This is a genomic window from Ruegeria sp. O5, assembly GCF_056535105.1.
Map to the genome: position 1 here is coordinate 205,821 of NZ_JBQERN010000001.1, position 18,154 is coordinate 223,974.

Annotated in this window: 19 protein-coding genes; 8 read left to right on the forward strand and 11 right to left on the reverse strand. The window is 57.1% G+C overall.

Annotated features, from left to right (window positions below; all coding sequences use genetic code 11):
• Positions 1-46: 46 nt before the first annotated feature.
• Positions 47-523 carry a fasciclin domain-containing protein gene (locus ACR0M3_RS00990; RefSeq protein ID WP_209504046.1) on the forward strand — a complete coding sequence of 159 codons (477 nt, stop codon included), beginning with the start codon at positions 47-49 and terminating at the stop codon, positions 521-523.
• Between the two features lie 68 nt (positions 524-591).
• Here ACR0M3_RS00990 and ACR0M3_RS00995 read toward each other — a convergent pair whose 3' ends face one another.
• Both ACR0M3_RS00995 and ACR0M3_RS01000 read right to left on the reverse strand, forming a co-directional pair.
• Positions 592-1,137: a L,D-transpeptidase gene (locus ACR0M3_RS00995; RefSeq protein WP_480909841.1), complete on the reverse strand. Its 546-nt coding sequence runs from the start codon at positions 1,135-1,137 to the stop codon at positions 592-594.
• Between the two features lie 239 nt (positions 1,138-1,376).
• Positions 1,377-2,876, reverse strand: a complete 1,500-nt coding sequence (locus tag ACR0M3_RS01000) for a CoA-acylating methylmalonate-semialdehyde dehydrogenase (protein WP_209596112.1) — start codon at positions 2,874-2,876, stop codon at positions 1,377-1,379.
• Between the two features lie 125 nt (positions 2,877-3,001).
• Here ACR0M3_RS01000 and ACR0M3_RS01005 point away from each other — a divergent pair, with 125 nt between their 5' ends.
• The 3 genes from ACR0M3_RS01005 to coaD all read left to right on the forward strand — a co-directional run bounded on the left by ACR0M3_RS01005 (position 3,002) and on the right by coaD (position 4,958).
• Positions 3,002-3,883 carry a LysR family transcriptional regulator gene (locus ACR0M3_RS01005; protein WP_480623121.1) on the forward strand — a complete coding sequence of 294 codons (882 nt, stop codon included), beginning with the start codon at positions 3,002-3,004 and terminating at the stop codon, positions 3,881-3,883.
• A 60-nt stretch (positions 3,884-3,943) separates the two neighbouring features.
• Complete coding sequence (locus tag ACR0M3_RS01010; protein WP_267363439.1) at positions 3,944-4,381, forward strand: CBS domain-containing protein; 438 nt, start codon at positions 3,944-3,946, stop codon at positions 4,379-4,381.
• An 85-nt stretch (positions 4,382-4,466) separates the two neighbouring features.
• Positions 4,467-4,958, forward strand: coding sequence for a pantetheine-phosphate adenylyltransferase (coaD, locus tag ACR0M3_RS01015; protein WP_209596116.1), 492 nt, complete (start codon positions 4,467-4,469; stop codon positions 4,956-4,958).
• Here coaD and gap (ACR0M3_RS01020) read toward each other — a convergent pair.
• From gap (ACR0M3_RS01020) to gap (ACR0M3_RS01030), 3 genes are all read right to left on the reverse strand, one after another.
• Positions 4,950-5,954 carry a type I glyceraldehyde-3-phosphate dehydrogenase gene (gene gap / locus ACR0M3_RS01020; RefSeq protein ID WP_480909298.1) on the reverse strand — a complete coding sequence of 335 codons (1,005 nt, stop codon included), beginning with the start codon at positions 5,952-5,954 and terminating at the stop codon, positions 4,950-4,952. The two genes, coaD and gap (ACR0M3_RS01020), sit on opposite strands and share 9 nt — an antisense overlap.
• 82 nt (positions 5,955-6,036) lie before the next feature.
• Positions 6,037-6,180, reverse strand: a complete 144-nt coding sequence (locus tag ACR0M3_RS01025) for a hypothetical protein (RefSeq protein WP_209596120.1) — start codon at positions 6,178-6,180, stop codon at positions 6,037-6,039.
• A gap of 71 nt (positions 6,181-6,251) precedes the next feature.
• On the reverse strand, positions 6,252-7,253 hold the full coding sequence (gene gap, locus ACR0M3_RS01030; RefSeq protein WP_267363431.1) for a type I glyceraldehyde-3-phosphate dehydrogenase: 1,002 nt from the start codon (positions 7,251-7,253) through the stop codon (positions 6,252-6,254).
• Between the two features lie 181 nt (positions 7,254-7,434).
• On the opposite strand from gap (ACR0M3_RS01030), the gene ACR0M3_RS01035 reads away from it, so the two are divergent.
• Positions 7,435-8,394 (forward strand): DUF808 domain-containing protein, encoded by a 960-nt coding sequence (locus tag ACR0M3_RS01035; protein WP_480537784.1) that lies wholly within the window; start codon positions 7,435-7,437, stop codon positions 8,392-8,394.
• Positions 8,395-8,451: 57 nt separating this feature from the next.
• On the opposite strand, the gene tkt is transcribed toward ACR0M3_RS01035, so the two are convergent.
• Positions 8,452-10,476 carry a transketolase gene (gene tkt, locus ACR0M3_RS01040; protein WP_480909300.1) on the reverse strand — a complete coding sequence of 675 codons (2,025 nt, stop codon included), beginning with the start codon at positions 10,474-10,476 and terminating at the stop codon, positions 8,452-8,454.
• 236 nt (positions 10,477-10,712) lie between these two features.
• Here tkt and ACR0M3_RS01045 point away from each other — a divergent pair, with 236 nt between their 5' ends.
• The 3 genes from ACR0M3_RS01045 to ACR0M3_RS01055 are packed head-to-tail and all read left to right on the forward strand — an operon-like array spanning position 10,713 to position 12,195.
• Positions 10,713-11,456, forward strand: a complete 744-nt coding sequence (locus ACR0M3_RS01045; protein ID WP_480481109.1) for a hypothetical protein — start codon at positions 10,713-10,715, stop codon at positions 11,454-11,456.
• Positions 11,456-11,851 (forward strand): cell division protein ZapA, encoded by a 396-nt coding sequence (locus ACR0M3_RS01050; protein ID WP_209504034.1) that lies wholly within the window; start codon positions 11,456-11,458, stop codon positions 11,849-11,851. Before ACR0M3_RS01045 ends, ACR0M3_RS01050 begins: the two co-directional genes overlap by 1 nt.
• Positions 11,848-12,195, forward strand: a complete 348-nt coding sequence (locus ACR0M3_RS01055) for an MliC family protein (RefSeq protein ID WP_480558491.1) — start codon at positions 11,848-11,850, stop codon at positions 12,193-12,195. The genes ACR0M3_RS01050 and ACR0M3_RS01055 overlap by 4 nt, the downstream gene beginning before the upstream one ends.
• 6 nt (positions 12,196-12,201) lie before the next feature.
• Here ACR0M3_RS01055 and grxD read toward each other — a convergent pair whose 3' ends face one another.
• The 5 genes from grxD to ACR0M3_RS01080 form a co-directional block, all read right to left on the reverse strand.
• Positions 12,202-12,564, reverse strand: a complete 363-nt coding sequence (gene grxD / locus ACR0M3_RS01060; protein ID WP_480481103.1) for a Grx4 family monothiol glutaredoxin — start codon at positions 12,562-12,564, stop codon at positions 12,202-12,204.
• Entirely contained in the window at positions 12,551-12,841 is a 291-nt protein-coding gene (locus ACR0M3_RS01065; RefSeq protein ID WP_480558487.1) for a hypothetical protein, read from the reverse strand. Before ACR0M3_RS01065 ends, grxD begins: the two co-directional genes overlap by 14 nt.
• 235 nt (positions 12,842-13,076) lie before the next feature.
• Positions 13,077-13,313, reverse strand: coding sequence for a BolA/IbaG family iron-sulfur metabolism protein (locus tag ACR0M3_RS01070; RefSeq protein WP_267363417.1), 237 nt, complete (start codon positions 13,311-13,313; stop codon positions 13,077-13,079).
• Between the two features lie 135 nt (positions 13,314-13,448).
• Positions 13,449-15,608, reverse strand: coding sequence for a phosphoribosylformylglycinamidine synthase subunit PurL (purL, locus tag ACR0M3_RS01075; RefSeq protein ID WP_480909303.1), 2,160 nt, complete (start codon positions 15,606-15,608; stop codon positions 13,449-13,451).
• Between the two features lie 180 nt (positions 15,609-15,788).
• Positions 15,789-18,035 carry a mechanosensitive ion channel family protein gene (locus ACR0M3_RS01080; RefSeq protein WP_480909306.1) on the reverse strand — a complete coding sequence of 749 codons (2,247 nt, stop codon included), beginning with the start codon at positions 18,033-18,035 and terminating at the stop codon, positions 15,789-15,791.
• Positions 18,036-18,154 lie beyond the last annotated feature (119 nt).

Below are 18,154 nucleotides of genomic sequence, written 5' to 3' on the forward strand. Positions count from 1 at the left end.
AGCCCCGTACCTCTTTCCATAACAAGCTGGAGAGGAGAAGACAGCCATGTTACGTCGTACTTTTATGGGCGCAGCCGCCGCATTTGCATTTGCCATGCCGCTCAAGGCGCAGGCAGCAGATATCGTTGATACCGCTGTAGCGGCCGGATCATTCAACACGTTGGTTGCCGCAGTTCAAGCTGCAGGTTTGGTAGATACCCTGAAAGGAAAAGGTCCATTCACCGTCTTTGCCCCAACAGACGAGGCGTTTGCTGCATTGCCCGAAGGCACGGTGGAAACGTTGTTGTTGCCGGAGAACAAAGATCAGCTCGTGTCGATCCTGACGTACCATGTTGTACCAGCCAAGGTGATGTCTGGCGACATCGCTGGCAAGCGCGCGAAGGTTCTGACTGTTCAGGGTGATCGGCTGAGCGTGAATGCCAAAAACGGCGTCAAAGTGAATGACGCCAAGGTCATACAGGCAGATATTGAAGCAAGCAATGGTGTGATCCACGTGGTCGACACTGTTATCCTGCCGGAATGATGCTCTGTTCCTGAAGAGTCAAAAGCCCCGGCGTATGACCGGGGCTTTTGCTTTTCTGAGCTGGTAGATCAGACCAAACGAACCTGTGTGCCAATCTGGACCAGCGGATACAGTTCCTCGACATGTTGGTTGTACAGGCCGATACAGCCAGACGAGCTCTGCCGGCCGATCTTGCGGGTATCATGCGTGCCATGAACCAGGTAAGCGGGCCAATCCAAATACATCGCGCGGGTGCCCAGCGGGTTTCCGGGATCACCGCCATCGATCCGAATGGGCAGGCTGGGGTCACGCTCGCGCATCGAGGCGGTCGGTGTCCAGCTTGGGAACTCGGTCTTGCGCACAACTTTTGTGTAGCCGCGTTTTGTAAGCTCTTCGCTCATGGGCACCGAGCTGGGGTACAGCTTATAAGTGCCATCCGGCGCCCAATAGTGAACCGCGCGGCTGGTAATGTCAGCCAACAGGCAACCTGCGCCCAGCTCATCAAAATGGTCCTGCCAGTTTTGCTGCGAGAAGGACGACACATTGCGCCGGACCGGAAGCTGTGTGCTGATCTCGTCTTCTGTTTCCGGAAAAGCGTCCGTGCTTTGTGCCCGAACAAGGGCAGGGGTTGCCATCAGGGATGCAGCGCCCAGCAGGGCGGAACGACGGGTTATTCGGGATTGGGACAAGGTTGCCTCCGGTAAGTTCACTGCTCGCTGTGTATTTGGCGGCAAGATATTTCCATTGGTCGCAATTTTCCAGAGTGACGCACCTGAATTTCTTGTGAGCGCGGGGAATTTGAAAGCCGGTCGGCGGAAAAATGCGAAAACCCGGCCCTGAATGGGGCCGGGTTCCATAGTCGTGCAGGCTGAAATCAGTCCATGGCTTTGAAGTTGAACTCGCCACCTTCCTTGATGCCCGACGGCCAGCGTGCGGTCACTGTTTTGGTGCGGGTGTAGAACTTGAAGCTGTCCGGGCCATGCTGGTTCAGATCACCAAACATGGATTTTTTCCAGCCTCCGAAGGTGTGATAAGCCAGCGGAACGGGGATCGGAACGTTGATGCCCACCATGCCGATATTGATCCGGCTGGCAAAGTCGCGCGCTGTGTCACCGTCGCGGGTAAAGATCGCTGTGCCGTTTCCGTATTCGTGGTCCATCGCCAGGCCGATCGCCTCTTCGTAGGAACCTGCACGGACAGTCGACAGAACCGGGCCAAAGATCTCCTGTTTGTAGATGTCCATGTCCGGAGTGACGTGGTCAAACAGATGCGGGCCGACAAAGAAACCGTCCTCATAACCTTGCAGGCTGAAATCACGGTTATCGACGACCAGCTTTGCGCCTTGCTCGACACCCGAATTGATCAGACCAAGGATACGCTCTTTCGCGGCCGCTGTTACAACGGGGCCCATGTCGACATCGTCACCAGCGGTGTAGGGGCCCACTTTCAGCTTTTCGACGCGCGGGATCAGCTTTTCGATCAGCTTGTCCGCGGTTTCTTCACCAACCGGAACCGCAACAGAGATTGCCATGCAGCGTTCGCCAGCTGCACCGAATCCGGCACCGACCAGCGCGTCGGCAGCCTGATCCAGGTCTGCGTCGGGCATGACGATCATGTGGTTCTTGGCACCACCAAAACACTGGGCGCGTTTGCCGTTTGCGGTGGCACGGCTGTAGATATACTGAGCGATCGGGGTAGACCCCACAAAGCTGACGCCCTGAATGATCTCGCTGTCGAGAATGGTGTCTACCGCTTCCTTGTCGCCGTTCACGACCTGGAACACACCCTTGGGCAGACCGGCTTCGACGAACAGCTCAGCCAGCATCAGCGGAACCGAGGGGTCACGCTCGGACGGTTTCAGAACAACGGCGTTTCCGCAGGCCAGTGCAGGACCGACATGCCACAGGGGCATCATCGCAGGGAAGTTGAAGGGCATGATCGAACCCACGACGCCCAGCGGCTGGCGCATGGAATACATGTCGATGCCGGGGCCTGCGCTGTCGGTGAACTCACCCTTCAGCATCTGCGGTGCACCGATGCAGTATTCGATCACCTCCAGACCTCGCTGCAAGTCGCCTTTGGCATCAGGGATGGTCTTGCCGTGCTCGCGGCTAAGTGCTTCGGCCAGCTTGTCCATGTCGCGGTTCATCAGGCCGACCATTGCCATCATGACACGTGCACGTTTCTGAGGGTTGGTTGCGCCCCATTCGGGCTGGGCAGCGGCTGCGGCCTCAATCGCCGCCGTGGTTTCCGCAGCACTGGCCATCGGGCACTTGTATTGAACCTCGCCCGTTGCCGGGTTGTAGACGTTGTCGAAACGACCGGATGTACCGGCGACCATTTCGCCGTTCAGGAAATGGGTCAGATCTTGCATCAATAACTCCTCCGATAGATTTGTGCGCACAATAGGCTTGCAGAAATCCCGCGAACAGAGGCAATGTCTCAAAAGAGTTTTGCAAAAATGCAAAGGTTAACGGTGTGACCCCAAACTGGGACGATATGCGGATCTTTCTGGCCGTGGCGCGAGAGGAAAGTCTTTCCTCCGCTGGTCGTATCCTGAAAATCGATCCCGCTACGGTGGGGCGACGTGTTGCGCGATTGGAAACGACGCTGGATTCTGCGTTGTTCACAAAGTCGCAGCAGGGATATGTCCTGACACCGGCAGGGCAGCGCCTGTTGGAGCATGGGTTGCATGCAGAAGAGGCGATGCGCGCAGCGGCCGGAGCTGTGGCCGGATCCACGAAATCACTCAGCGGGCAAATCCGAATAGGCGCGCCAGATGGCAGTGCAAATTACCTGTTGCCCCAAGTCTGTGCCAAGATCAGCGATTCAAACCCGGAACTGGATATTCAGATTCTGGCTCTGCCGAGGGTGATCAACCTTTCAAGGCGCGAGGCCGATATGGCCGTGACCGTCAGCGCGCCAACCGCAGGGCAGCTTTTGGTCAAGAAAATCAGTGATTACAAATTGCACATGGTCGCGACCGACGAATACTTGAAACGTCACGATCCAATCCACTCGGTCGCTGACCTCAAGGGGCACCGATTGATCGGTTACATTCCCGACATGATCTTTGACCGGGAACTGGATTACCTGAACGATATTGGGGTTGACCGTGTCGCGCTTGCATCGAACTCGGTCTCGGTGCAATTGCGGCAGGTCAGTTTGGGAACTGGCGTTTGTGTGGCACATGACTTTACGTTGCCGTTCCATCCGGGGCTTCGGAAAATCCTGACGGATCAAGTGAGTCTGACGCGCAGTTTCTATCTGGTCCGGCATGAAGGAGATCAGCGCAACGAACGGTTGAACCGCTTTGCCGATGCCCTGACACGCGGCATTCGCGAGGAAGTGCTTCGATTGGAAGCAGATGCCGGTGCTTGACAGGTCGCCACAATCGCGCAACGCTTTGGAATAAGTGTTATTATTCCGGAGGAATTCTTCATGTTGGTACAGGCTATCCTGACGTCCAAAGCGACAGACGGCGTTGTAACGGTGGCGCCAATGGCGACAGTTTCAGAAGCCTCGAAGATTCTTGCGGAAAAGCGGATCGGGACGGTTGTTGTGTCCGACGATGGCGGAGAAACCGCGATTGGAATTCTGTCTGAACGCGACATCGTCCGCGAGCTTGCCGCCAGCGGTAGTGGCTGTCTCGACCAGCCTGTAAAATCCTACATGACGCAGGACCTGATCACGACGACGCGTCAGGCCTCTGTTCAGGATATCATGGCCCGCATGACAGAAGGCCGCTTTCGCCATATGCCTGTTGTCGAAGACGGTAAACTGATCGGGATCGTCACTCTTGGTGACGTGGTAAAGGCCCAACTGGCCGAACTGGCGATGGAAAAAGACGCCCTGGAAGGCATGATAATGGGGCACTGACAGCGAGGGGAGCCAAAGCAACCACTTGCACCTGCAGCAAAGTTGTGTTTGCTTGCGCAGAAATTTTATTGCGCAGGAGGGCGTGATGCGGGTTGGTTTGTATCCGGGAACCTTTGACCCTATCACCATAGGGCACATCGATATCATTCGCCGGGCGGCTGCATTGGTGGATAAACTGGTCATTGGCGTCGCTATCAACCGGGACAAAGGCCCGTTGTTCTCGCTGGAAGAGCGCGTCGCGATGATCGAGGCCGAATGCGCCGAACTGACCGAACAAACCGGCACAGAAATCATCGCTCATCCCTTCGAAAATCTACTGATCGATTGCGCAAGGGATGTCGGTGCACAGATCATCGTGCGCGGTTTGCGCGCTGTCGCGGATTTCGAGTATGAATTCCAGATGGTTGGTATGAACCGCGCACTGGACGACTCGATCGAGACTGTCTTTTTGATGGCCGAGGCACGCCATCAGGCGATTGCTTCAAAACTGGTGAAAGAAATTGCCCGCTTGAACGGGGACGTGTCAAAGTTTGTCACGCCCCGTGTCAATGCCGCACTGCGTGAGCGGTTAGGCTAGGGCGCCCATCGCGGCGGCCGTATCCAGCATCCGGTTTGAAAAGCCCCATTCGTTGTCATACCAGGCCAGCACGCGAACCAGCGTACCGTCGGTGACTTTGGTTTCTGCCAGTGACACCGTCGAGCTGTGCGAGTCGTGGTTGAAATCGACCGAGACCAGAGGACGGCTTTCCGCGGCCAGAACACCGGGGATCTTTGCCGCGGCATCAATGAACAGTTGATTGACCTCATCTTCGGTCGTTGGGCGCGAAACCTCGGCAACCAGATCAACGACCGAAACGTTCGGGGTTGGTACCCGGATGGCCTGACCCGTCAATTTGCCCTTGAGTTGCGGCAGTACCAGCCCCACAGCGGCGGCTGCACCGGTTGTGGTAGGGATCATCGACAGGGCTGCGGCGCGCGACAGGTAGGGGTCTTTTCCAACCGTGTCATGCACAGGTTGGCTGGCGGTATAGGCGTGAACGGTGGTCATGTTGCCATGTTTGATGCCAAGACCTGCGTCCAGAGCTGCAGCAACCGGAGAAAGGCAATTCGTGGTGCAGGATGCGTTCGAAACGATCAGATCGTCGGCGGTCAGTTCGCTGTCGTTGACGCCAAAGACGATGGTTTTCACACCGCCGTCACCCCGTGCAGGGGCTGAGATCAGGACTTTCCGTGATCCGTTCTTGAAGTGACGTTCAGCTGCTTCGCGTGTGCGGAAAACCCCGGTGCATTCCAGAACAACGTCGATGTCAGACCAGGGCAAGTCTTCGGGATTACGCTCACTGCTCAGGCGGATCGGGCCGCGCCCCACATCCAGACAGGCGTCTGTAAGCGTGACAGGGTTGGGATAACGGCCATGAACGCTGTCAAATTCGAACAGATGCGCGTTCATGTCGGGCTTGCCCAAGTCGTTGATCGCGACGATCTCAACGTCTGTACGCCCGCTTTCCATCACCGCGCGCAGAACCCCGCGCCCGATCCGTCCAAATCCGTTGATCGCTAGTTTCAGGGTCATGGTTCGCTCCGTACAAATATCTCAGCCATATGAGTTAGCGCTAACAATTACAGATCAAGCGAAATGTCAAGAAAAACCTCTGTCATCGCCAAAAAGCGAGCCAGTCCAGAAAGTCGTATAGCTTCTTACCGAGGAACAACATGTGCTCGGTTCCATACAAGGCTACGTCCAGCATCATGCCCCCAAGCAGAAGGACGCCAAGCCAGATGGCAATTTGATTGTTCATGTCGGTTCCGAACGAAAATGCCCGCCCAGATAACCTGAGCGGGCATCAACGTACAAGCGAAGTCCGAAGGGTCAGTTAAGGCGTCCCATGGCGACGGCTACGTCTGCCATGCGAACCGAGAAACCCCACTCGTTGTCATACCAGGCCAGCACGCGCACCATGCGATCATCGACGACACGGGTCTGATCGGGTGCGAAGATCGAGCTTTCTTCGGTGTGGTTGAAATCGGTTGATACCAGCGGTGCGGGCTCATATCCCAGAACGCGCTGCATCGGGCCCTTGGCTGCTTCTTCGACGATTGCGTTGATCTCGGCCACCGAGGTGTCACGCGACGCGCGGAAGGTCAGGTCAACCGCAGAAACGTTCGGGGTAGGGACCCGGATGGCAGAACCGTCCAGACGGCCTTTCAGGTTTGGAAGAACTTCACCCAAAGCTTTGGCAGCACCGGTTGAGGTCGGAATCATCGACATTGCGGCAGCGCGGGCGCGATAGAGGTCGCTGTGGCGACGGTCCAGCGTGGGCTGGTCGCCGGTATAGGCGTGAATGGTGGTCATGATACCGTGTTCAATGCCGACGCCCTCGTCCAGCACCTTGGCCAGCGGGGCCAGGCAGTTTGTGGTGCAGGAGCCGTTCGACACCATGTTGTCGTTCGCGGTCAGGGTGTTGTGGTTCACACCAAAAACGATGGTTTTGTTCACGTTCTTGCCGGGGGCGGACAGCAGCACCTTACCTGCACCGCGATCCAGATGTGTTTTGGCCTTGTTGCCGTCATTGAATTTACCGGTGCACTCCAGAACGACGTCACAGCCTTCCCAGTCCAGTTCATTCATATCGTAGGTCGAAAACATCTGCATCGGGCCACGACCCAGATCCATCGTGTTGCCTTCGATCGAAACTTCGCGCGGGAAACGCCCGTGAACGCTGTCATATTTCAGCAGATGCGCAGAGGTTTCCAATGGGCCGGTTGCGTTGACTTTGATCACTTCGATGTCGTTACGCCCCGACGCGGCGATGTGCGACAGGGTGCAGCGGCCAATACGGCCAAAACCATTGATACCGACCTTGATGGTCATGTGACGTCTCCTGATGCGCTTGCGTTGAGGGCCATATAGCGGCGAAATGGGAATCTCAAAAGGGCAAAAACGGCATATTTTTAAGGTGTTAGCGCAAACCTGCGGCGGTTGCGCTAACGCTTGCGCTAGCCGTTGGATCAGGTAGGGTCCAGATGCGGCAGTGATTGGGAAAGGAAACGCAATGAGTGGTCTTTTGGCCTTGTTGGACGATGTGGCCGGGATCGCCAAGGTTGCGGCGACATCGGTGGATGATGTCGTAGCTGCGGCGGGCAAGGCTGGGGCCAAGACTGCGGGAGTGATCATTGACGATGCTGCAGTGACACCGAAATACGTTCAGGGCTTTGCCCCGGCGCGCGAATTGCCGATCATCTGGCGTATCGCGCGCGGTTCGGTTTTCAACAAAATCATACTCCTGTTGCCGGTAGCCTTGCTGCTGGCCAATTTCGCCCCGTGGCTGATCACCCCACTGTTGATGCTGGGTGGATCATATTTGTGTTTTGAAGGTGCCGAGAAGATTTTTCACGTTCTGTTTCCTCATGGAAGTCACGTCATAGAGGAAGACATGAAAAACCGGGATCCGGGCCATCTGGAAGAGCAGAAGGTCAAGGGCGCGATCAAAACTGATTTTATCCTCTCAGCCGAGATTATGACCATTGCACTGGCGGCGATCGAAGCGCCAAACCTTTGGATGCAGGCCGCAACTTTGGCCGTTGTGGGGATTGGCGTGACTGTGGCGGTTTATGGCTCGGTGGCGTTGATCGTGAAGATGGATGATGTTGGGCTTTATCTGGCGAGTAACGCTCCAACGCCTGTTGGTCGTGGCTTGGGTCGCGGTCTGGTCAAGGCAATGCCGGCTGTGATGAAAACCTTGTCGGTCGTCGGAACTGCGGCGATGCTTTGGGTCGGTGGCTCGATTGTCATCCACGGTCTGGAAGTGCTTGGTTTTGGTTGGCTGCAGCATCAGATCTATGACTGGGCCAAAGCGATTGCGTATTCAGCGCCCGAGGACTGGGCCGCTGCGGTGAAATGGCTGGCCAAAGCGACAATGGACGGAGTTCTGGGCCTAGCCTGGGGACTGGTTTTGATCCCAATGGCCACCAAGGTGATCATGCCTTTGTTCGGCAAGTCCAAAGCGCACTGAAAAGAAACGGAAAAGGGCGGCTGAAGCCGCCCTTTGGTTGATTGTTCTGGTATAAGCTTACAGCCCCAACATTTCCTTGACCTTGGCCACGGTTGCTTCGGCGGTGATGCCGAAATGCTTGTACAGCTCACCGGCAGGGGCCGAGGCACCAAAGCTCGACATGCCGATGAACCCGGCTTTGGCTTCGCGGCCACGTTCACCCAGCAACCAACGATCCCAGCCGCCAGCACGAACCGCGGCTTCGATACCAACGCGGACCGGACCTGCCGGAAGGACGCGCTTGCGGTAGGCTTCGTCCTGTTGCGCGAACAACTCCATGCAGGGCATCGAGACGACGCGGGTGCCGATGCCCTCGGCTTCGAGCATCGCTTTGGCTTCCATGGCCAACGACACTTCGGAACCGGTGGCAATCAGAATCGCCTGACGCTTGCCTTCCGCTTCGGCCAGAACGTAAGCACCTTGTGCGGTCAGGTTCTTGGTCTTGTGCTCGGTACGAACCGTTGGAACACCCTGACGGGTCAGCGACAGGACCGAGGGGCTTTCCTTGAAGGTCAGCGCCAGTTCCCATGCCTCGGCCGTTTCAATGGTGTCAGCGGGGCGGAACACAAAAGTGTTGGGGGTTGCACGCGAGATCGCCAGATGTTCAACTGGCTGGTGGGTCGGGCCATCTTCGCCCAGACCGATCGAGTCATGGGTCATCACAAAGACGCTGGGGATCTTCATCAGCGCGGCCAGACGCATGGACGGGCGGGCATAATCTGTGAAGGCCATGAACGTGCCGCCATAGGGACGGATACCACCATGCAGCGCCATACCGTTCATCGCGGCCGCCATGCCGTGTTCACGGATACCGTAATGGATGTAGCGACCCTTGCGGTTTTCCGGTAGGAATACACCCATATCGGCCGATTTGGTGTTGTTCGATCCGGTCAGGTCCGCCGAACCACCAACGGTTTCGGTCATGATCGGGTTCACAACGTTCAGGACCTTCTCCGACGACGAACGGGTGGCCAGTTTCGGCTGATCTTCGGACATCTGCTTTTTGAAGGCACGAATGGCGCCAGCCAGTCGCTTGGGGGCCTCGAACGCATAGGCGCGGGTGAACTCAGCCTGCTTACGCTCGGACAGTTGTGCGAAACGCGCTTCCCATTCCGCACGCTCGGCAGCGCCACGCGCACCGATAGCTTCCCATGCGGATTTGACATTGGCAGGCACGTCAAATGCGTCATGCGCCCAGCCATAGGCCTTCTTGGCAGCCTTCAGCTGATCCGGATCGGTCAGCGCACCGTGCCCCTTTGACGTGTCCTGAGCCGCGTGGCCCAAAGCGATGTGGGTTTTACACGCGATCATGGTCGGCTTGTTCGACTTCTTCGCCTGAACGATGGCCGCGTCGATGGCCTTGGGGTCATGACCGTCGATTTCGATCACATGCCAGCCCGACGCCGCAAAGCGACGAACCTGATCGGTGCGGTCCGCGATGTCGACGGTGCCGTCGATGGTGATGTTGTTGTTGTCCCAGAAAACGATCAGCTTGCTCAGCTCGTGACGGCCGGCCAGGGTGATTGCCTCCTGGCTTACGCCTTCCATAAGGCAACCGTCGCCCGCGATGACATAGGTATAGTGGTCAACAACCTTCTTGCTATAATGTGCACGCTGGATTTCTTCGGCCATCGCAAAGCCCACGGCGTTCGAGATACCCTGACCCAGCGGGCCGGTCGTGGTCTCAACACCAGCGACCAGAAAGTTTTCGGGGTGGCCTGCGGTTTTTGCGCCCAACTGGCGGAAATTCTTGATCTCCTCCAGCGTCACATCTGCATATCCCGTAAGGTACAGCAACGAATAGACCAGCATCGAACCATGGCCTGCGGACAGGATGAAGCGGTCGCGATCCGGCCAGTTCGGGGCCGAGGCGTCAAACTTCAGATGCTTTTCAAACAGGACGGTGGCGACATCAGCCATGCCCATGGGCATACCGGAATGTCCGGAGTTTGCAGCGGCGACGGCATCAAGGGTCAATGTGCGGATGGCCGCAGCTTTGTCCCAGTGTTCGGGGTTGGCATTGCGCAGCGCAGTCAGGTCCACGGGCGTTGTTCCTTTGGATAAAAAGCAGATTGCGGGCTCAATACCACTCAGCACTCAAAGTGCAAGCAGAACCGGGGTTTATCCGCCTGGATTGCTTGAAGTGCGCGGCCCAAGTGGTTGAAAGCAAACAGTGGGTATTTTCTGTCGCATTCCGTTAGACTGGCGGCAGGCGGGATTCGATTTTGATTCGGATCGCTTCGCAACAGAATGAACCTTGATAAAGAGGTGACAGGGGCATGAGCCAACTTGAGGAATTACAGCACCGCATTATTGCGGCGATGGACCGTATCGGAGCGGGCGTCGACGCATTGGGCGGTGCGACCGTAGATGCCCGGCCAGATGACGGCCTCCAGGCAGCGCTTGAAGATGAAAAAGTTGCGAACGCGCAGCTTCAGGAACGTCTGAGAACCCTGAAGGAACAGCACGAACAGGAAGTGGACGGGTTGCGTGCCGATCTTGAGGAGTTGCGAACCGCTCCGGCCGATACAGCCGAAACAGACGCTCTGCGATCCGAGCTGGAAGAAGCCCGTGCGAAAATCGCATCGGTCGAAGCCGCACGCGCTGAATTGGCCGAAGCCAAGGCCGCATTGGACAATAGCACCGAGCTGGAGGCGCTGAAGGCGGAAAACAGCCGGCTAAAGGAAGAACTGTCAGACACTGTCCGCGTCGACGACCTGAGCGCCGAGCTTGAGATGCTGCGCGCTGAACGGACCAGCCACGGCGCTGCAATGTCGCGGCTGGACGACGATCTGCAACGGATGCGCAAGGCAAACGAGCAGTTGCGCACTGCGATAGACGAATTGCGCGCCGCCGCCGCCGAAGGTGTCGCAGATGCCGAGCTGCTGAACCGGGCCACTGTCGCGGAACTGGAAGCAACGCGCGCGGCGCAGGCGTCAGACGCCGCCGAAGCGCAGGCCGTTCTTGCAAGGTTGGAACCTCTGCTGTCGCAGGCGAAACTTGTTGAAGGTGAGGTAGAGTAATGCCCGAAGTGACCATTCATATCGGCGGGCGCGGTTTTGACGTATCCTGCCGGGACGGGGAAGAGCCCTTTCTGCACGCTGCCGCCAAAGTGTTGGACGACGAGGCACAGGTGCTGTCCGATCAGATCGGTCGTATGCCGGAATCCCGCATGTTGCTGATGGCCGGTTTGATGCTGGCCGACAAGACTGCGGCGACAGAGGACAAGGTCAAATCGCTCGAAGGGAAACTGGCCGAAGCCGAAGCCGAGCTTCAGGCGCTGCGAAGCGCCCCGGCGCCCGAACCTGAGCGCATTGAAGTGGCTGTGGTTCCACCATCCGTTACAGATACGCTGGCCGAACTGGCCGCACGGGCCGAAGCGCTGGCCGCAGTAGTTGAGGAGAAAAAGGCACGATGAAGTTCCTGCGCAAATTCATCTGTGCGGTGGCGCTGATTGCGCCCGCGACAACAGCATTGGCTGAGATCGATATTCTGTCTGTCACCTTCACCTGTGAAAACGGAATACCGCTGCCTGTCACCTATTTCAACGCGCCGGACAGTACGGGTGCAGCGGCAACCTTGGTGGACAATTCTCTGGTTGTGATGCGTCAAGTCCAAAGCGGGTCTGGTATCCGCTACGAATCCATTGGTGATGGTGGAACCTACATCCTGCGCTCGAAAGGGTGGGACGCGTCCGTAAGCTATTTGGCGGCAGGCGCCGCCGTTGAGCAGGATATCTACCGGGGTTGTTCCAGCCGTTAGGCTGGATTACGCGTTTGCTTCGCGAATTTTGTCGGCTGCTTCCTTGTTGTAGCCGACGTTGTTTTCGTCGAACAACGCGTCCAGTTCGCCCGACAGAGTCATCTCGGTGATGATATCGCAGCCGCCAACAAACTCACCTTTGACGTAAAGCTGGGGCACAGTGGGCCAGTCGGAATAATCCTTGATCCCCTGACGCACCTCTTCATCGGCCAGAACGTTCACATCCGTGTATTCAACGCCCATGTAGTTCAACACGCCAGCCACGCGCGAGGAGAACCCGCATTGCGGCATTTCCTTGGTGCCTTTCATATACAGCACCACATCGTTGGCTTTGACGGTTTGGTCGATCTGGGTCTTAACGTCGGTCATCTTGTTTTTCCTTTTCATCCGCACCTGCGGGGATTGTTCCATCACTGGGCAAACTGGGTGCCCATCCTTCCGTTTCAAGCCGCCGGTGTTCGGCCTGCGCCATTTCCACCGGATCAAGCCCGTACCTCTCAAGGCCGCCCACTTTGCTGAGTTCACCCGGATCTGGACGCATGTCGGCGAGGTTGCGTTTTCTGTTCCGCTTCACATAGGCTTCGATCAGCGCGGCGGCAACTATCAAAGCTGCGATTGCTGATATCCAAACCTGCCATGAACTCATTTTTTGGGAACCATCGCTTTGGCGTAGGCCTGTGGGTCTCTTGTGACCCGAGACACGGTTACATGACCACCGCCGCCTCCCAACACGGTTCCGTGGTCTATCAATTGGTCTCCGTGACCAGGTTTCACGCCCCGAATTTTGTCGGAGCGCGTATTTTTTATTGCCGATCTGACAATAAAGGCGCTGCCGGCAAAGGCAATCAGTCCACAAATGCCGTATATCCAGACGGTTGCACTCACTCAGGTACTTTCGTCGTCAGCGCCAGCGCGTGCAGCTCACCATCTGGGCCATCCATCTTGCCTTTCAGCGCGGCATAAACCGCGCGTTGTTGCTGCACCCGGTTTTTGCCGCGAAAGCTTTCGTCCACCACCATGGCGGACATATGAACACCGTCGTTGCCGCCGACCTGAATATCCGCATCAGGAAAAGCTTCTCGCAGCAGGTGTTCGATTTGATGGGCGCTCATCGGCATGTAGGTAACTCCTGAAGGTCTTTCCAAAGATGTAGAGCGCCTGAACCGGGCGCGCAAGGGCACATGAATGCGCCAAAACGACGAAACCTGCGCTTATTCAGGGCGCAGGTTTCGAGCGAGTTTTATTCAGCCTGATCAGGCGACGGCGTCGGCAAAACTGTTGCGGAAAATGGCCGTCAAGTCTTCCAACGAGGCCTCCGAGCTTCCGATCCTGATCGTTTCGCCGGTGAAACGGCCAACCGAGACCAGCGGCACACCTGCCTGACCCGCCGCGATCATCAACGCCTCGGCCTGATCAAAGTTGCACGCGACCAGATACCGTGCCTGATCTTCCCCGAACAGAAATTCCGTCGGTGCATCATCCAGGCACACGCCAACCCCGGCGGCCTCGGCAAGTTCGAAGGCCGCCAGCGCAAGGCCGCCATCACTCAGGTCAGTGCAGGCCTTGATCATTCCACGATTGGCGCGAATGAAATCACCGTTGCGTTTTTCAGCGTCCAGATTCACATGCGGCGCGTCGCCATCTTCTCGGTTGAAGACCTCGGCCAGAAGGGCGGACTGACCCAGATGGCCTTTGGTTTCGCCGATCACCAAAGCCACGTGACCCTCGCGCACCTCGTTGCCGATGATTTCATCGCTGTGGTTCAGCAGCCCGACAGCGCCGATTGTTGGGGTGGGCAGGATCGCCTGACCGTCGGTTTCATTATACAGCGACACGTTGCCGGACACGATCGGCATATCCAGCGCGCCGACTGCGGCGCCGATGCCCTGAACGGCGCCAACAAACTGGCCCATGATTTCGGGCTTTTCCGGGTTGCCGAAGTTCAGGTTGTCGGTGGTAGCCAACGGTTTCGCCCCAACAGCCGTCAGGTTGCGGTAGGCTTCGGCCACCGCTTGTTTGCCGCCTTCAACCGGGTTGGCGCGGACGTAGCGCGGGGTCACGTCAGAGGTGAACGCCAGCACCTTGTCGGTGCCGTGCACGCGCACCATACCCGCACCCAAGCCCGGTGTCCGGTTTGTATCCGCCATCACCATCGTGTCGTATTGCTCATAAACCCACTGCTTGCCCGCGTAGTTGGGCGACGATAGCAGGGCGCGCAGGCCGTCAATCGGATCGATCTGAGGCACTTCGGCCAGTTCCTCGGCTTCGGGCGTCGGCACCCAAGGGCGATCATATTCGGGCGCGGTCGAAGACAGTTTGGACAGGACGAGATCGGCCTTGACCTCACCGTTGTGCATGATCAGGAAGCGGTCTTCGGCAATGGTTTCGCCAACGATTGCGAAATCGAGATCCCATTTTTCGAACACGGCGCGGGCTTCGGCCTCAAGTTCGGGTTTGAGAACCATCAGCATGCGTTCCTGAGATTCGGACAGCATCATTTCATAAGCTGTCATGTTCTCTTCGCGCTGGGGGACGTTTTCCAGATCCAGACGCACGCCCAGACCGCCCTTATCGCCCATCTCAACCGCGGAACAGGTCAGGCCCGCAGCACCCATGTCTTGAATCGAGATCACGGCACCGGTCTGCATCAGCTCAAGCGTTGCTTCCATCAGGCGTTTCTCGGTGAAGGGATCACCCACCTGAACAGTAGGTCGTTTTTCCTCGATGGTGTCGTCAAACTCGGCCGAGGCCATCGTCGCGCCGCCAACACCGTCGCGTCCGGTCTTGGCACCCAGATAAACCACAGGCATGCCCACGCCCGACGCGGCAGAGTAGAAAATCTTGTCACTGTCGGCCAAACCGGCGGCAAAAGCGTTCACAAGGCAGTTGCCGTTGTAAGCCGGGTGAAAGCGGACCTCGCCCCCAACGCAAGGCACACCGAAACAGTTGCCATAGCCGCCAATGCCTTCGACCACGCCGTTAACCAACTGGCGGGTTTTGTGGTGGCCGGGTTCACCGAAGGACAGCGCGTTCATCGAAGCGATCGGGCGCGCACCCATGGTGAACACGTCCCGAAGGATGCCGCCGACACCCGTTGCCGCGCCTTGATAGGGCTCGATGTAAGACGGGTGATTGTGACTTTCCATCTTGAAAACAACGGCCTGACCGTCGCCGATATCCACAACACCGGCATTCTCGCCCGGTCCGCAAATGACCTGAGGTCCCGAGGTCGGAAGAGTGCGCAACCACTTCTTCGACGACTTGTAAGAACAATGTTCGTTCCACATAGCCGAGAAAATGCCAAGCTCGGTAAAGGTCGGTTCACGCCCGATGATCTCGAGGATCATGTCGTATTCCTCGGGCTTGAGCCCATGTGCGGCAATCAGATCGGGTGTGATGGCGGGCTCTTGCATCTTCTGTCCTGTGTCCAAGTGGGCCGAGATTGCGCGCCTTGTAGGGCAAGCGCGCGCGTGTGGAAAGGGTCAAGTCGGCGCAGGTCGCGTCTTTCAAAGAAAAACGGAACCGGCATCACGGCCGGTTCCGAATAACCGTACAGCAGTCCTGCTGCAAATCGCCGACGTAAACCCCGAAGGTTACGCCGATCCCTGGTCTTTGTTGACCTCGGCAGCAGCTGCGGCGCCAACAGCAGTCTTCTGCTCGGGCGTCAGATGCTCGACCTCTTCCAGTCCGGGAATTGCAACGCGCACCTCGCGGCGGGCAAAGTCGATGCCGTTGGCCTTGAACTCGGCCTTGACCTTGTTGAAGATTTCCTTGCGCAAGGTGAACTGCTTGCCGGGCTTTGCCATGAATTTACCGCGAATGATCATGCCCACATCGTCGAAGTCGAACACACCCTGAGACTTGAAGGGTTGCAGGAAGCCTTCTTTGTGGGTTTCGTCCTCCATCATTTCGGCCCCGATCTTCTTGAAGATTTTCTTGACCTTGTTGGGATCGGTATCGAAGGGCACGGTGAACTTCAGCTTCATGATCACCCAGTCACGGCTGTAATTCGTCAGCTTCTGGATTTCACCATAAGGGATTGTGTGCACAGGCCCCCTGTGATGACGCAGTTGCATTGAACGGATCGAGATTTTTTCGACCGTTCCGGTGGTTCCGCCCACATCGACATATTCGCCGACGCGGAAGGCATCATCGACCAGAAAGAAAACACCGCCGACGATATCCGCCACCAGTTTCTGAGCACCAAAGCCGATGGCCAGACCCAGAACACCGGCACCGGCCAGAAGCGGTGTGATGTTGATACCCAGCGCACCCAAGGCCAGCAGGCCAAAGATTACCGAAATTGTGACTTGGGCCGTAATCCGCATCAGCGGCAGGACCGTCGCCAGACGAGAGCCTCCGGCACCGCCGCCTTCACCGCTTGCTTCCTCGTCGACTGCTTCAGCTGCGGTCTGTTCCTTGGCCAGCCTGCGGTTGATCCATAGTGAAACAACCTCGTTCAGGATGTAGCCGACCGCAATGATCAGAAGGAATTCAATGACAGCGCCGCCAACTTCGGCACTGACACCGGCCGAGGCGACATTGCGCAGGTCAAGATGCCACGTGCGGGCGATCATGAAAACCACGACCAAACCCGCAATAACCCGCCCAATCCGGATATAGCTGCGCTTGGCCGCGCGATGAGCGCGTTCGGCCAGCGGGCCTTCTCCTGACATTGGCGGCTGCAAGTGGCGCACCAGCCCGCGGATCAAAGTGTCGAGGGCAGGGGCAATCAGCAACCAGAACATGGTTGTGAAATGCGCACCACCTCCAAGCAATCTGAGCGTCGACGGATCGCGTTGCGCGACCAGGAATTCGACCAGCAGCCAGATTGTCACCGAAACGCCAATGGCGAAGTAGGGATAATAATACGCAACTTCTTCATCGAATTTCGTGTGATCCGGATCTGTTCCCAGCATCATCTGAGACAACCCTTCGCGCGCGGTCCATGCGATGATAGCGATATAGACATGGGTTGCCGCGTTCAGCCAGAAGCCGATGCGTGTATCGTCACCTGTCACGCCATTAAGAGCGTTAAAGCGCACAACAAACAGTGTGAACCCAATCAGGATCAACAGCCCGATCAGATTGCGATGCAGATATTTTGCCCAATGGTCGTCAATACTCACCAACCGATATTTGGGCTTCTCCGGTGCCAGAACAAAACGTGAGGCCGCAGCCCCCAGGCGTGGAATCCAGATCAGATAGAAAACAAACGGAGCGGCATAAGTGATCTGTTCGGGTGTCAGAAGCCCGCGACCAATCGCGCGAATGACAACATAGAACACGATCAGCCCGGCAATTTCGCGGCAGAACCTGCGGAACAGGTAACTGATGGCGCCCCTGAGATCGGCCTCATCCCCAACTTCGGTCGCTTCATGCCAGCGACGGGTCAGGAAAATGAACAGTTTCTCAGCTATGAAACCCGCAATCAACACAGAAAGAATAAGCCCAAACAGGGTAAGGACGCCGGACGTTCCAAACGTGTCGCTGAAATTGCCAAACGCAGTTATCTGTGCCGTGACAATATTGGGAAGCGTGGTCAGAACATGTGTCCAGGACGAGACCATCTCGGCCCATATCTCACTGATTTCGGTCAGCGGGTCTTCCACGTTCGCCTTCTCGGCAGCCTGCTTTTCGGCGACCGCATCAAGGCGCTCTAACAGAATGGCGCGCACCTGGTCATCTGACATGCGGGCAACCAGACCATCGACCTGCTCAGGTGTTAGATCGTCCGGAATGGTCACTGAAGAAGTTGAGCCGGTATCTTGTGCATAAAGCGGAACCGCCAAAAATAGAGTGCAGACAATCGCCAACATAAGGCGGAATGGGTGGAACATGATTCTCCCTCGAACACGAAATTATCTCGTTTTTTTGGGATCATATGCCTATGCGTGTATTTTTCCCAGAGCTTTCGCTGACTTGATGCAATGCCTAGAGCAAAAAAAAGGCCGAGCAA

What these genes read in the sequence shown, in the direction of transcription:
- ACR0M3_RS01035 (WP_480537784.1), top strand. Translation starts at nt 7,435, where the DNA reads ATGAGTGGTCTTTTGGCCTTGTTGGACGATGTGGCCGGGATCGCCAAG.
- ACR0M3_RS01025 (WP_209596120.1), bottom strand. Translation starts at nt 6,180, where the DNA reads ATGAACAATCAAATTGCCATCTGGCTTGGCGTCCTTCTGCTTGGGGGC.
- gap (WP_267363431.1), bottom strand. Translation starts at nt 7,253, where the DNA reads ATGACCATCAAGGTCGGTATCAATGGTTTTGGCCGTATTGGCCGCTGC.
- ACR0M3_RS00990 (WP_209504046.1), top strand. Translation starts at nt 47, where the DNA reads ATGTTACGTCGTACTTTTATGGGCGCAGCCGCCGCATTTGCATTTGCC.
- ACR0M3_RS01080 (WP_480909306.1), bottom strand. Translation starts at nt 18,035, where the DNA reads ATGTTCCACCCATTCCGCCTTATGTTGGCGATTGTCTGCACTCTATTT.
- ACR0M3_RS01065 (WP_480558487.1), bottom strand. Translation starts at nt 12,841, where the DNA reads ATGAGTTCATGGCAGGTTTGGATATCAGCAATCGCAGCTTTGATAGTT.
- ACR0M3_RS01045 (WP_480481109.1), top strand. Translation starts at nt 10,713, where the DNA reads ATGAGCCAACTTGAGGAATTACAGCACCGCATTATTGCGGCGATGGAC.
- ACR0M3_RS01000 (WP_209596112.1), bottom strand. Translation starts at nt 2,876, where the DNA reads ATGCAAGATCTGACCCATTTCCTGAACGGCGAAATGGTCGCCGGTACA.
- ACR0M3_RS00995 (WP_480909841.1), bottom strand. Translation starts at nt 1,137, where the DNA reads ATGGCAACCCCTGCCCTTGTTCGGGCACAAAGCACGGACGCTTTTCCG.
- ACR0M3_RS01050 (WP_209504034.1), top strand. Translation starts at nt 11,456, where the DNA reads ATGCCCGAAGTGACCATTCATATCGGCGGGCGCGGTTTTGACGTATCC.
- ACR0M3_RS01010 (WP_267363439.1), top strand. Translation starts at nt 3,944, where the DNA reads ATGTTGGTACAGGCTATCCTGACGTCCAAAGCGACAGACGGCGTTGTA.
- ACR0M3_RS01055 (WP_480558491.1), top strand. Translation starts at nt 11,848, where the DNA reads ATGAAGTTCCTGCGCAAATTCATCTGTGCGGTGGCGCTGATTGCGCCC.
- gap (WP_480909298.1), bottom strand. Translation starts at nt 5,954, where the DNA reads ATGACCCTGAAACTAGCGATCAACGGATTTGGACGGATCGGGCGCGGG.
- purL (WP_480909303.1), bottom strand. Translation starts at nt 15,608, where the DNA reads ATGCAAGAGCCCGCCATCACACCCGATCTGATTGCCGCACATGGGCTC.
- coaD (WP_209596116.1), top strand. Translation starts at nt 4,467, where the DNA reads ATGCGGGTTGGTTTGTATCCGGGAACCTTTGACCCTATCACCATAGGG.
- ACR0M3_RS01005 (WP_480623121.1), top strand. Translation starts at nt 3,002, where the DNA reads ATGCGGATCTTTCTGGCCGTGGCGCGAGAGGAAAGTCTTTCCTCCGCT.
- grxD (WP_480481103.1), bottom strand. Translation starts at nt 12,564, where the DNA reads ATGACCGACGTTAAGACCCAGATCGACCAAACCGTCAAAGCCAACGAT.
- ACR0M3_RS01070 (WP_267363417.1), bottom strand. Translation starts at nt 13,313, where the DNA reads ATGCCGATGAGCGCCCATCAAATCGAACACCTGCTGCGAGAAGCTTTT.